General features: G+C 71.5%; 11 protein-coding genes and 1 tRNA gene. 6 read left to right on the top strand and 6 right to left on the bottom strand.

Annotated features, from left to right (window positions below; translation table 11 throughout):
• The first annotated feature begins 100 nt into the window (after positions 1 to 100).
• The 5 genes from ACZ5OX_RS06970 (at position 101) to ACZ5OX_RS06950 (ending at position 3,760) form a co-directional block, all read left to right on the top strand.
• The gene (locus ACZ5OX_RS06970) at positions 101 to 865 is read left to right on the top strand and encodes a DUF881 domain-containing protein (protein ID WP_465629066.1); all 765 of its coding nucleotides are present in this window, start codon (positions 101 to 103) and stop codon (positions 863 to 865) included.
• A gap of 69 nt (positions 866 to 934) precedes the next feature.
• A complete protein-coding gene (locus tag ACZ5OX_RS06965) occupies positions 935 to 1,114 on the top strand; it encodes a hypothetical protein (RefSeq protein WP_392925213.1) in 180 nt (59 codons plus the stop codon).
• 54 nt (positions 1,115 to 1,168) lie between these two features.
• A complete protein-coding gene (locus ACZ5OX_RS06960; RefSeq protein ID WP_449787898.1) occupies positions 1,169 to 1,834 on the top strand; it encodes an aminodeoxychorismate/anthranilate synthase component II in 666 nt (221 codons plus the stop codon).
• Positions 1,835 to 1,839: 5 nt separating this feature from the next.
• The gene (locus tag ACZ5OX_RS06955; RefSeq protein ID WP_465629065.1) at positions 1,840 to 2,874 is read left to right on the top strand and encodes a class E sortase; all 1,035 of its coding nucleotides are present in this window, start codon (positions 1,840 to 1,842) and stop codon (positions 2,872 to 2,874) included.
• Between the two features lie 37 nt (positions 2,875 to 2,911).
• Positions 2,912 to 3,760 carry a class E sortase gene (locus tag ACZ5OX_RS06950; protein WP_465629064.1) on the top strand — a complete coding sequence of 283 codons (849 nt, stop codon included), beginning with the start codon at positions 2,912 to 2,914 and terminating at the stop codon, positions 3,758 to 3,760.
• Between the two features lie 143 nt (positions 3,761 to 3,903).
• Here the strand turns inward: ACZ5OX_RS06950 and pknB are convergent, their stop codons facing one another.
• From pknB to ACZ5OX_RS06920, 6 genes are all read right to left on the bottom strand, one after another.
• Positions 3,904 to 6,018 (bottom strand): Stk1 family PASTA domain-containing Ser/Thr kinase, encoded by a 2,115-nt coding sequence (pknB, locus tag ACZ5OX_RS06945; protein WP_465629063.1) that lies wholly within the window; start codon positions 6,016 to 6,018, stop codon positions 3,904 to 3,906.
• 260 nt (positions 6,019 to 6,278) lie between these two features.
• The gene (locus ACZ5OX_RS06940; RefSeq protein WP_449787902.1) at positions 6,279 to 7,736 is read right to left on the bottom strand and encodes a peptidoglycan D,D-transpeptidase FtsI family protein; all 1,458 of its coding nucleotides are present in this window, start codon (positions 7,734 to 7,736) and stop codon (positions 6,279 to 6,281) included.
• Positions 7,733 to 9,109 carry an FtsW/RodA/SpoVE family cell cycle protein gene (locus ACZ5OX_RS06935; RefSeq protein WP_449788099.1) on the bottom strand — a complete coding sequence of 459 codons (1,377 nt, stop codon included), beginning with the start codon at positions 9,107 to 9,109 and terminating at the stop codon, positions 7,733 to 7,735. Before ACZ5OX_RS06935 ends, ACZ5OX_RS06940 begins: the two co-directional genes overlap by 4 nt.
• 160 nt (positions 9,110 to 9,269) lie before the next feature.
• Entirely contained in the window at positions 9,270 to 10,877 is a 1,608-nt protein-coding gene (locus ACZ5OX_RS06930; protein ID WP_449787903.1) for a PP2C family protein-serine/threonine phosphatase, read from the bottom strand.
• Positions 10,878 to 10,930: 53 nt separating this feature from the next.
• Positions 10,931 to 11,476 carry an FHA domain-containing protein FhaB/FipA gene (locus tag ACZ5OX_RS06925; RefSeq protein WP_449787904.1) on the bottom strand — a complete coding sequence of 182 codons (546 nt, stop codon included), beginning with the start codon at positions 11,474 to 11,476 and terminating at the stop codon, positions 10,931 to 10,933.
• 46 nt (positions 11,477 to 11,522) lie between these two features.
• A complete protein-coding gene (locus ACZ5OX_RS06920) occupies positions 11,523 to 12,383 on the bottom strand; it encodes an FhaA domain-containing protein (protein WP_392868713.1) in 861 nt (286 codons plus the stop codon).
• A gap of 421 nt (positions 12,384 to 12,804) precedes the next feature.
• Between ACZ5OX_RS06920 and ACZ5OX_RS06915 the strand changes: the two genes are divergently transcribed.
• Positions 12,805 to 12,888, top strand: a tRNA-Leu gene (locus tag ACZ5OX_RS06915).
• The last annotated feature ends 83 nt before the right edge of the window (positions 12,889 to 12,971 follow it).

The following is a 12,971-nucleotide window of genomic DNA, read 5'->3' as shown; positions in this document are numbered from 1 at the left end:
CTGCGGAGGACGGCCCGGGGACCGCTCCGCCGCATGCCACCGGCGTCCGTTAGCGTAGTGGCTCGGCGGGTGTTGAGGAGATAAGGGTACGGTGACTAATTTGTCGATTCCCCCTGAACCGGCCCGTACCCGCCGCTCCGGCACCCGAATTGTCGGTCGTGCCCTGACCTGCGCCGTCTTCGCGCTCGCCGGCCTGCTCTTCTACATCAGCGCGCAGACCGCCCGCGGCACCGACCTGCGGACCGACAACTCGCTGCTCAGCCTCGGCGACGTGATCCGCCAGCGCAGCGGGCAGAACCAGCAGGCGCAGTCCCAGCTCGCCGACCTCCAGACCCGCGCCCAGCAGCTCACCGAGCAGCAGGGCCACGACCCGGCCGACGCCGCGCAGCTGGACGGCCTGCGCGCCGGCGCCGCCCTGGAGCCGCTCCAGGGCGGCGGCCTGACCGTCACCCTCAACGACGCCCCGCCGAACGCCACCGCGCGCATCCCCGGGGTGCCCGAGCCCGGCGTCAACGACCTGGTCATCCACCAGCAGGACATCCAGGCCGTGGTCAACGCGCTGTGGCGCGGCGGCGCCGAGGGCGTCCAGGTGATGGACCAGCGGCTGATCTCCACCAGCGCCGTCCGCTGCGTCGGCAACACGCTGCTGCTCCAGGGCCGGGTCTACTCCCCGCCGTACGTGGTCAAGGCGGTCGGGAAGACCGACGCCCTGCGTTCGGCCGTCGACGCCGACCCGACGATCCGCAACTACCTCCAGTACGTCCAGGCGTACGGGCTGGGCTGGAAGGTCCAGGAGAGCGGCGAGCTGACCCTGCCCGGCTACTCCGGCACCACCGAGCTGCGGTCGGCGGGCGGACAGCAGTAGCGGACCGGCCCCGCGGCCGTGCACCGCGGGTCTACTCTTTAACCCAGTCCGCTGCGTCGAGGGAGCACCATGTACGGCTGGATCTGGCGTCACCTTCCGGGAAACACCCTGGTCCGAGCCGTCGTCTCGCTGCTCCTCGTCCTGGGGATCGTCTATCTCCTCTTCACCTACGTCTTCCCGTGGGCGGAACCGCTGCTCCCCTTCGGCGACGTCACGGTGGACGGCGGCGACGGCGCCGCGACCGGCTGAGCCGGCGGGCCCGGCACCCCTTCCAGCACCGCACCCCACGGAGACCACGCGCGCATGACGACCCGGCCGACCACTCCGCCCCGCATCCTGGTGGTGGACAACTACGACAGCTTCGTCTTCAACCTGGTCCAGTACCTGTACCAGCTCGGTGCCACCTGCGAGGTGGTGCGCAACGACGAGGTGACCGTCGAGCACGCCGTCCGCCGCTCCGGCGAGGAGGGCTTCGACGGCGTGCTGCTCTCCCCCGGGCCCGGTGCCCCCGAGGAGGCCGGGGTCTGCATCGAGATGGTCCACCACTGCGCGCGGATCGGGCTGCCGGTGTTCGGCGTCTGCCTGGGCCTCCAGTCGATCGCGGCGGCGTACGGCGCGGTGGTCGACCGGGCGCCCGAGCTGCTGCACGGCAAGACCTCGCCGGTCGAGCACGAGGACGGCGGGGTGTTCGAGGGCCTGCCCTCGCCGCTGACCGCGACCCGCTACCACTCGCTCGCGGTCGAACCGGACACCGTGCCGGCCGAGCTGGTGGTCACCGCGCGCACCGACAGCGGTGTGATCATGGGCCTGAGGCACCGTGAACTGCCGGTCGAGGGCGTGCAGTTCCACCCCGAGTCGGTGCTCACCGAGGGCGGTCACCGGATGCTCGCCAACTGGCTCGCGGAGTGCGGCTTCCCGCAGGCGGTCGACCGGTCGGCCGGGCTCGCCCCGGTGATCGGCCGGGGCTGACCGGCGTGACCGCGCTGCGTCCGGAGGGACGTTTCCAGCCGGAGGCGGACCCGTACGGCACCGTGCAGCAGTTCCCGGTGCAGACCGCGCCCGAGGACGCCTGGGGCGTGTACGAGCAGGCCCAGGAGCCCCTCGTGGACGGGCCCGAGTACCCGTGGCTGCCCGACCAGACCCTCCAGCTGCGGCTGCCCGCGGACCTCGGCGCACCGGCCGCCGAACCGGTCCCCACCGGCGGCCGGGCCGAGCGCCGCCGCGCCGCCCAGGGCCGCACCTCGCTGCGCTCCGGCAGCGGTCGGCGCCGGGCGGGCGGCCGCGCCGCCGGGCGGGCGCGCCCCAAGGAGTCCGTGCTGGTGGTGGCCGCCCGGGGCATCGGCGAGCTGTGCATCACGCTCGGCCTGGTGATGCTGCTCTTCGTCGCGTACCAGCTCTGGTGGACCAACGTGCAGGCCGACGAGGCCGCCGACGGGGCCCGCAACCAGCTGGAGCAGCAGTTCGACGCGGCGCCCGCCGCGCCCGCCCAGCCGGGGCAGCCGGCCCCGGACCCGAACAAGCCCGAGGTGTTCGAGCCCGGCAAGGGCTTCGCCATCATCTACCTGCCCAAGCTGGGGCTGAAGTTCCCGATCGCCGAGGGCACCTCCAAGTCGGCGGTGCTCGACAAGGGCCTGGTCGGGCACTACGCCAACACCGGCATGCCGGGCGACAAGACGGGCAACTTCGCGCTGGCCGCCCACCGCAACACCCACGGCGAGCCGTTCCGGTACATCAACCAGCTCGGCAAGGGCGACAAGATCGTGGTGGAGACCTCCGCCGGCTACTACACCTACGAGGTCACCGGGGGCATCCCGGAGACCTCCCCCAACAACGTGAGCGTGATCAAGCCGGTGCCGAACGGCGCCGGGTACGCCGGTCCCGGCCGCTACATCACGCTGACGACCTGTACCCCGGAGTTCACCTCCAAGTTCCGTCTCATCGTCTTTGGCAAGATGATCGACGAACGGCCGCGTGCCCAGGGCAAGCCGGCCGCCATCACGGGCGGGTAGCCGCCCGGCCGCCCGGCCCGGAGGGGGAGCACCGCAGATGCAGGACGAGACCGAGCTGTCGGCCGAACCGGCGCAGGAGGCCTTTCCCCCGCCAGAGCCGCGGGCCGGGCGGGGGCGGAGCCGGGCGCTGGCCGCGCTCGGGGTCTTCGGCGAGCTGCTGATCACCCTGGGCCTGGTGCTCGGCCTGTTCGTGGCCTACTCGCTGTGGTGGACCAACGTGCAGGCGGACCGCGCGGCCTCGGCGGCCGGCGACCGGCTGCGCAGCGACTGGGCCGCAGGACCGGCCGCCGGCCCCTCGGCCGGGCCCGGTGCCACCCCGGCCCCCGGTGGGTCCGCCGCGCCCGGTGGGTCCGTCGCCCCGGGCGCCCCCGGCGCCGCGCCGAGGCAGTTCGCGGTCGGGGACGACGTCGGCTTCCTGCACGTCCCGGCGATGGGCAGGGGCTTCCAGGTGCTGATCCGGATGGGCACCTCCACCGAGGTCCTGGACGAGGGCGTGGCGGGCGTCTACGAGCAGCCGTACAAGGCCGCGATGCCGTGGGACGAGCAGGGCAACTTCGCGCTGGCCGCCCACCGGGACGGCCACGGCGCCAAGTTCCACGACCTGGACGCCGTCCACAAGGGCGACGCGGTCGTGGTCGAGACCCGGGACAAGTGGTACGTCTACAAGATCGACAACACCCTGCCGGAGACGACCAAGTACGACACCGGCATCGTGGCGCCCGTCCCGCCCCGCTCCGGCTACGCCGGCCCCGGCCGCTACATCACCCTGACCACCTGCACCCCGGTGTACACCTCGCGCTACCGGATGGCCGTCTGGGGGAGCCTGGTGCGGGTGGACGACATGGACGCCAAGCGCACCCCGCCGCCGGAGCTGCGGCACTCCTGAGCGCCTTCCCGGGCCTCCTGGGGCCAGGGAAGGGAAAACGCCCGAGGGCCCGCCGCGACGAACTGCGGCGGGCCCTCGGGCGTGCTGGGGAGTCACCCGGGCTCCGGCCCCCGGTTCAGCCGAACCAGGGGAATATCGGAGGCTTAGTGGTCCCCTTTGGGGGGTGTGGTGGTGGGGTCTCCCCCTTTGGGCGGCTCGGCCGCCTTGATGTACAGCTGGATCTGGGTGTTCGGGTCGACCGGGGTGCCGGCCGGCGGGTTGCTCGCCTGCACCGTCGCGTTCGGGTCCGGCTGGCCGTTGACCACCGTGTAGGTCAGACCGAGCGCCTTCAACTGGTTCGCGGCGTCGCTCAGCTTGACGTTCGCCAGCGGCGGGACCTGCGGCTTGTCCTGCGCCTTGTAGATGGTCAGCGTGATCTTGGTGTTGGCCGGGGCCTTGTTGTTGGCCGGGACCGACTGCGCGGCGACGGTGTTGACCTTGGAGGGGTCGGGGGCCGGCGTGGTCTTCGAGGCGTCCACCTGGAAGCCGAGGCCCTGGAGGGTCGCCGTGGCGTCCTCCTTCTGGGAGCCGACCACGTTCGGGACGTTCACCTTGGTCTTGCCCTGCGACACGGTCAGCTTGATCGGGGTGCTCGGGTCGACGGCGGCGTTGGCCGCCGGGTCCTGGGCGGTGACGGTGTCCTGCGCGGCGGTGTCGTCGTCCTTGTACTCGGTGGTGACGTTGGCGAAGCCCGCGTCGGCGAGCGCCTTGGTGGCCTGGTCCTTGGGCTTGCCGACCACCGCGGGCACCGGCGCCTTGGCCGGGCCCGAGGAGATCTGCACCGTGATGGTGGCGGTCTCGACGACCTGCCCGCCCCCCGGCGGGTTCTGGGTGCAGACCTGGTCCTTCTTGATGTTGGCGTCCGGGCAGGCGACCTTCTCGCCCTCGGTCACCACCAGCTTGGGACCGACGCCGGCGGCGGCCGCCTTGGCCTCGGCCAGCGTCTTGCCGACCAGGTTCGGGGCGGTGACCTTCGCGGCCTCCTTGTCCTTGTCGGAGAACATCGCCTGAGCGACGAAGAAGGTGCCGACCAGGACCAGTACGGCGGCGACCGCCAGCACGATCCAGGAGGTGTTGCTCTTCTTCGGCGGTTCCTCGCCCCGGCGGCCGCCGCGGCCGTAGCCGTCGTCGTAGCCGTCGCCCGCTCCGCCCGGGGCGCCGGCGTAGGTCTGGCCGTAGCCGTCGTCCTGGTAGCCGCCCTGCTGCCCGTAGCCGGGCTGCCCGGAGGCCTGCGGCAGGACGGTGGTCGGGCCGCCGGGCTGCTGCGGCAGCACGTTGGTCTGGCCGTACGGGTCGTGCTGCTGCGGGTAGCCGTTCTGGTCGTAGCCGTAGCCGGCCGGGCCCATGCCGTACCCGGCCTGCTGGGCGGCGGCCACCGGCAGGCCGTCGAGGAAGCGCTCGATGTCGTCGCGCATCTCGTCGGCGGTCTGGTAGCGGTAGTCGCGGTCCTTGGCGAGCGCCTTCAGCACGATCGCGTCGACCTCGGGGCGCACCTCGGGGTCGAAGACGGACGGCGGCTGCGGCTCCTCCCGGACGTGCTGGTAGGCCACCGCGACCGGCGAGTCGCCGACGAACGGCGGGCGGACGGTCAGCAGCTCGTAGAGCAGGCAGCCGGTGGAGTACAGGTCGGAGCGGGCGTCGACCTGCTCGCCCTTGGCCTGCTCGGGGGAGAGGTACTGGGCGGTGCCGATGACGGCCGAGGTCTGCGTCATGGTCATCCCGGCGTCGCCCATCGCACGGGCGATGCCGAAGTCCATGACCTTGACGTTGCCCTGCCGGGTCAGCATCACGTTGGCCGGCTTGATGTCGCGGTGCACGATGCCGGCCCGGTGCGAGTACTCGAGGGCCTGGAGGATGCCGATGGTCATCTCCAGCGCGCGCTCGGGCAGCAGCCGGCGGCCGGAGTGCAGCAGCTCGCGCAGCGTCGACCCCTCGACGTACTCCATCACGATGTACGGAATGGAGATGCCGTCGATGTAGTCCTCGCCGGTGTCGTACACGGCGACGATCGCGGGGTGGTTCAGGGACGCCGCCGACTGTGCCTCGCGGCGGAAGCGGGCCTGGAACGACGGATCCCGGGCCATGTCGGCCCGGAGCGTCTTCACTGCGACGGAGCGGCCGAGCCGGGTGTCATGGGCGAGGTAGACCTCGGCCATGCCGCCGCGTCCGAGGACGCCGCCGAGCTCGTACCTGCCGCCGAGGCGACGAGGCTCTTCCATAGATCCGACCCTCTCCCTCACCCGCCGGTGAGGTTGTGACGTAGGTGTCCCCGCACGCTCTGGGTGACGCCGCGCCGTGCGCGACCGGTTCTCCGGCCGGGCCGTGCGGTGCCTCGCGGGCGGCAACGGGCACACCCGCTGCTGGCGGATACGCTACCGGTCGTACCGCATCGGACCGGAGTCAGCCGTCGGCCGATATCAGACCGGTATCCGGACGGGGCTGCCGATCGTGACTTTTCCCTCACCCCTGATCCGCGCTCCTACTTGCCGAGTGCGGCCTGCATCACCGCCTTGGCGATGGGGGCCGCGAGCCGGCCACCGCTGATGCCGTCGCGGTTCTGGGAGCCGTCCTCGACCACCACCGCGACCGCGACCGACTGGCCGTCCGGGGTCTTGGCCCAGGAAGTGAACCAGGCGTACGGCAGCCCGGCGTTGTCCTCGCCGTGCTGCGCGGTGCCGGTCTTGCCGCCGACCTGGAGGCCGGGGATCTTGGCGTTGGTGCCGGTGCCGTTCTCGACCACCGAGACCATCAGGTCCTGCATCTTCTGCGCGGTGGCCGGGCTCATCGGCTGGGAGAACTGCTTCTCGGTGTGCTTGGAGACGGTGGTCAGCGAGGCCGAGCGCTCCTGGTCGACCAGGTACGGCTGCATCAGGCTGCCGTTGTTGGCGATGGCGGCGGAGACCATGGCCATCTGCAGCGGGGTGGCGCGGGTGTCGTGCTGGCCGATCGAGTCCTGGGCGGTGCCGTCCGGGCTCGGGCTGTCCGGGAAGACGCTCTTCTCGGAGCGGATCGGGGTGTCGATCGTGCTGTTGAAGCCGAACTTCTCGGCCTGCGCCCGCATCCGCTCCTTGCCCAGGTCGGCGCCCATCTTGGCGAAGACCGTGTTGCAGGACTGGTCCATCCCGGACTTGATGGTGGCGTTCTCGCAGCGCTCGTTCGGGCTCTCGTTCTTCAGCTGGGTGTTCGTGCCGGGCAGGATGTACGGCTCGGGCGTCTCCGTCGCGTCGTCGATGCTCTGGTAGCGGCCGTTCTCGAACGCGGCGGTGGCGGTGACCAGCTTGAAGGTCGAGCCGGGCGGATAGGTCTCCTTCAGCGCCCGGTTGAGCATCGGCTTGTTCGGGTCCGCGTTGAGGTCCGTCCAGGCCTTGGTGTCGGCGGCCTCGCCACCGGCGAAGGTGCCGGGGTCGTAGGACGGGGTGGAGACCAGCGCCAGGATCGCGCCGGTCTTCGGGTCGACGGCGACCACCGCGCCCTTCTTGTTGCCCATCGCGTCGAAGGCCGCCTTCTGGACCTTGGCGTTGATGGTGGTGACGACGTCGCCGCCGCGCTTCTGCTCGCCGGTCAGCATGTCCAGGGTGTTGCGGAAGAACAGCCGGTCGTCGGTGCCGGAGAGGATGCCGTCCTCCAGGTTCTCCAACTGGTTGGAGCCGTAGGCCTGGGAGGAGTAGCCGGTCACCGGGGCGTACATCGGGCCGTCGACCCAGGAGCGCTTGTACTTGTAGCGCAGGCCGTTGACGAAGTCCGACTTCGTGACCGGCTGGCCGCTGACGATGATGTTGCCGCGCGGGTGGGCGTACCGGTCGTACAGCTGGCGCTTGTTGTTCTTGTTGGTGGCCCAGGCCTCGGCCTGGACGCCCTGCACCCAGTTGGTGCGCACCATCAGGGCCAGGATCAGCACGAGGCAGAAGATCGAGACCCGGCGGATCGGCTTGTTCATCGGGCGGGTCCTCCCTGGCCCTCGGGGGCCGGGGCCGGTTCGGCCCCGGGGCGGCGGGCGCTGTCGCTGATCTTCAGCAGGATCGCGACCAGCGCCCAGTTGGCGACCACGGACGAACCGCCCTGGGCGAGGAACGGCATGGTCATACCGGTGAGCGGGATCAGCCCGGTGACACCGCCGGCCACGACGAACACCTGGATCGCCATCGCCGAGGAGAGGCCGACGGCGAACAGCTTGCCGAACGGGTCGCGGGCGGCGAGCGCGGTGCGCAGGCCGCGCTGGATCAGCAGCGCGTACAGCAGGAAGATCGCCATCAGGCCGGTCAGCCCGAGCTCCTCGCCGAACGAGCCCAGGATGAAGTCGCTCTTGGCGGCGAAGGCGATCAGCCAGGACCGGCCCTGGCCCAGGCCGGAGCCCGTGACCCCGCCGGAGCCGAGCGCCATCAGCGACTGGCCGATCTGCTCGGTGGAGCCCTTCGGAGGGTTCGGGCCGAAGGCGGCCATCGGGTCGAGCCAGGCGTCGATGCGGACCTTCACGTGGCTGGCGGTCGAGGCGACCGCGACCGCGCCGCCGACCGACATCAGCAGGCCGAACAGGATCCAGCTGGTCCGCTCGGTGGCGACGTAGAGCATCACCACGAACAGGCCGAAGAACAGGAAGGACGTGCCCAGGTCGTTCTCGAAGATCAGGATCAGCAGGCTGAGCAGCCAGATCACGATGATCGGGCCGAGGTCGCGGCCGCGCGGCAGGTACAGGCCCATGAACCGGCGGCTGGCCAGCGCGAGGGCGTCCCGCTTGACCATCAGGTAGCCGGCGAAGAACACGGTCAGGACGATCTTGGCGAACTCGCCGGGCTGGATGGAGAAGCTGCCCATCCGGATCCAGATCTTCGCGCCGAAGTCCTCAGCCCTGGCCGGGAAGAAGGCCGGCGCGGCGAGCAGGACGAGGGCCACCACCATCGAGATGTAGGTGTAGCGCTGGAGCACCCGGTGGTCCTTCAGCAGCACCATCACCCCGATGAAGCCGGCGATCCCGAGGGCCGACCACATCAGCTGGTTCTCGGCCGCCGGGTAGTTGCCCTTGAGCAGCTTGCCCGCCTTGTCCAGCCGCCAGATCATCACCACCCCGAGCCCGTTGAGCAGGGTGGCGATCGGCAGCATCAGCGGGTCCGCGTACGGCGCGAAGCGGCGCACCAGCAGGTGGGCGACCACCGCCAGGGCGCCCATGCCGAACCCGTAGCCGAGCATGCCGGCGGGCAGCTTGCCGTCCATCGCGAGGCCGACGTTGGCGTACGCGAGGACCGGCAGCAGCACCGCGAAGACCAGCATGGCCAGCTCGGTGTTGCGTCGGTTGGGCGTCTCCTGCGGGGAGATCGTGGTGTTGCCGCGCCGGCGGGGGACGGCGCGTTCGGCCGTCGCCCGGCGCCGGCCGGCCCGGGTGGACTCTTCGCTCAGGTCGTAGCTGCTCACGTGGTGACCGCTCCCTGACGGCCGGCAAGACCGCTCGGGGCGGTCCTATGTCGGATCACGGACGTCACTGCTTCGGGCAGGAGTTGGCCCGGCTGAGTTCCTCTTCGCTCAGCGGGGCCTGGTCGCCCTGCGCGGCGCCGGCCGGAGGGGTTGCGTTCGGTGCCGGGGTGGGGGCCACCGGGGTGGTCGGCGTCGGGGTGGTCGAGGGTGACGCGGTCGGAGCCGCGGCCGGGCCGCGGTTCTTCTCGGTCGGGGTGGGCGTCGTGGCCAGGTACACCGCCTGGGTGGCCGGCGGCGTGGCCGGGGTGTTCGCCCGTGCGGCCCGCTGGCAGAGCTGGACCCAGCCGTCGAGCTCGTTGACCGTCGACTGGGCGTCCTTCATGCTGCCGACCGAGATGGTCTTCTTCACGTGGGCCTGCTGGTCCTCGGGCAGCCACTTCAGCTGGATCTTGCTGTACGAGGAGTGCACCGAGGACAGGCTCAGACCGGCCAGGTTCTGGTTGATGCCCTGGTAGATCGCGACGTGGTCCTCCTGGGTGCCCACGTAGTACTGGTCCTGGGTCCACTGGTAGCCGAACCAGCCGGCGCCGCCGAGCAGTCCGAGCGCGACCAGGGCGGCCAGCGAGATCGTCAGGCCCTTGCGCTTGCGCTTCCTGGGCCGCCCCTCGTCGAAGTCCTCGGTGCCGTACACGGAGGGCTCGCCGGAGCCGTAGCCGTACTCGCCCTCGTACCCCTCGGCGGGGCCGAAGCCGCCCTGCGCGCCGTAGCCCTCCTCGTAGCCCTCGGCCGGGCCGAAGGCGCCCTGCGGGCCGCGGCCGAGGCCGGCGGCGCGGCCGGCCGGGGTGTCCGCGATCGAGCGGTCGGCGGCGGCCGAGGACGGCGGGGCGTCGGCGACCGCGCCGACCACCACCGGGACGTCGTTGAACTGGCCGCTCATGGTGTCCGTGGCGCCGACGTCGATGACGTCAGCCACGATGCAGGTGATGTTGTCGGGACCGCCGCCGCGCAGCGCGAGCTGGATCAGCTCCTGCACGGTCTGCTCGGGCGCGTAGTAGCTGCCGAGGGTGTCCTGGAGGGTCTGGTGGCTGACCGGGCCGGAGAGGCCGTCGGAGCAGATCAGGTAGCGGTCGCCGGCCCGGACCTCGCGGATCGACAGGTCGGGCTCGACCTGGCCGCGGCCGTCCAGCGCGCGCATCAGCAGGGAGCGCTGCGGGTGGGTCTCGGCCTCCTCGGGCGTGATCCGGCCCTCGTCGACCAGGCGCTGCACCCAGGTGTGGTCCTGGGTGATCTGCACCAGGGCGCCGTCGCGCAGCAGGTAGGCGCGGGAGTCGCCGACGTGCACCAGGCCCATCCGCTGGCCCGTCCACAGCATGGCGGTCAGGGTGCAGCCCATGCCCTCCAGCTGCGGGTCCTCCTCGACCATCTGCCGGAGCCGGTCGTTGGCGCCCTGGACGGCGTCGCCCAGCAGGGTCAGCAGGTCCGCGCCCGGCACGTCCTCGTCCAGCCGGACGATCGAGCCGAGCACCTCGGAGGAAGCGACCTCGCCGGCCGCGGCGCCGCCCATGCCGTCGGCCACGGCCAGCAGCCGCGGCCCGGCGTAGCCGGAGTCCTCGTTCCCCTCCCGGATCAGTCCCTTGTGGGAGCCGGCGGCGAAGCGCAGCACCAGGGTCATGCGACCTTTGCCCCCCTCTGGGTCATGGACGGGATGCTGTCCCTCATGCGCTACTACTTCCGCAGTTCGATGACGGTCCTGCCGATACGGATCGGCATGCCCGGCTGGAGCGGAGTCGGCGCGGTCAGGCGCTGCCGGTCCAGATAGGTGCCGTTGGTGGAGCCTAGATCCTCGACCGTCCACTGCCCAGTCTGATCCGGATAGATCCTGGCATGCCGGGAGGACGCGTAGTCGTCGTCCAGCACGATGGTGGAGTCGTGCGCGCGGCCGAGCGTGATGGTCTGGCCCTGCAGCGCCACCGTGGTGCCGGCCAGCGAGCCCTGGACCACGACGAGCTGGGTCGGGCCGCCGCGGCGGCGCCCGCCGCCGCCCTGGGTCTGGCCCGCCGCCGGGCCGGCCTGCGTCGGCGCCGCGGCCCGCGCGGCGGTCGCGGTGGCGGCGCCGCCACCGGTCGTGGCGCCCGCGCCGCGACGGGAGGACCGCGGGTTCACCTTGGTGCCGAACAGGTCGCTGCGGATCACCTGGATCGCGACGATGACGAACAGCCACAGCACTGCCAGGAAGCCCAGCCGCATGACCGTGAGGGTCAGTTCTGACATGACCGTCCCGCCAGTCGGTGAGCGAGGCGCGCGAACAATTCGGACACTACCCTTCGACCTGCCGGTAGACGATGGTGGTGGAGCCCACGACGATTCGCGAGCCGTCGCGGAGCGTAGCGCGCTGGGTGTGCTGTCCGTCCACCACGATGCCGTTGGTGGACCCCAGGTCGAGCACCATCGAAGGGGTGCCGGGGCGGATCTCGGCGTGCTTGCGGGAGACCCCGGGGTCGTCGATCCGCACGTCCGCCTCGGTCGACCGGCCGAGCACGCAGGCCGAGCCGGTGATCTGGTGCCGGGAGCCGTTGACCTCGATCCAGCGGCGCACCGCGGTGCCGCCGTGGCCGGCGCCCGGGAAGGCCCGGACGTTGCCGCCCGCGGGCGGACCCGGGGGCATCGCGGGGGGCGCGGCCGGCGGCGGGGGCGCGTTGTACTGGCCGGCGCCGGGCTGCTGCCACGGTGCGCCGGGGGCCGGAGCGGCCGGCGGGCGGTCGTACCCGGGCTGCGGCGGCGCGTACTGCTGCTGCGGGGGCTCCTCGGCGGCGAGGGTGCGGCTGCGCACCCGGTACAGCCCGGTGTCCAGGTCGTCGGCCTTCTCCAGGTTCACCTGGAGCGGGCCCATGAAGGTGTACCGCTGGGCCTCCGCGTACTCGCGGACCATGCCGGCCAGCTCGGTGCCGAGCTGCCCGGAGTAGGGGCTCAGCCGCTCGTGGTCGTGCGGGCTCAGCTCGACGATGAAGTCGTTCGGCACGACGGTGCGGTCGCGGTTCCAGATGCTCGCGTTGTTGTCGCACTCGCGCTGCAGCGCGCCGGCGATCTCCACGGGCTGGACCTCGGACTTGAACACCTTGGCGAAGGTGCCGTTGACGAGACCCTCGAGCCGCTGCTCGAACTTCTTCAGCACTCCCATGGGGCACCCCCTTCCAGGGTTCGTTCGCCTGCCTGCCGGCCGGATCCCGCCCGGGACCCGGTCGCGCCTCCTACTTGCGGTACTTCCGTACTGATCGTATCCACGCCGGGCCCTTCCGTACGGTTCCCGGACCGTGTGGTGCCCGGGGGTGGGCTCGGACACACAGGGTGACGCATTTCGGGTACGGCACGCCAGACGTCCCCGTCGGAGCACCCTTACGGCAGTCGTGCGGGTGTTCGTCGGCATCGGTTCGGATGCCGTAGGCCTCCCCGGACAACGGATTCGGAGTAGTCCCCCAGGTCGTGCTAATGTTTTCCACGTCGGAAGGGCCGCCCGGAAGGGAGGCCGGTCCAAGGAAGCGCGAAGTACCGATGGTACCGAGCGGTTCGGAAGATCGGTCGGCAACGAAGACGACACCCATGCGCGGGTGGCGGAATAGGCAGACGCGCTGGATTCAGGTTCCAGTGCCCGAAAGGGCGTGGGGGTTCAACTCCCCCCTCGCGCACAGCGAAGCCCCGCAGATCTACGGATCTGCGGGGCTTTCTCGTTTTCGGCCGAACGGGCCGGGCCCGGCCGCACCGGCTTCGG

The organism is Kitasatospora sp. NPDC032121 (assembly GCF_055580145.1).
This window is presented reverse-complemented; position numbering and strand designations above follow the sequence as displayed.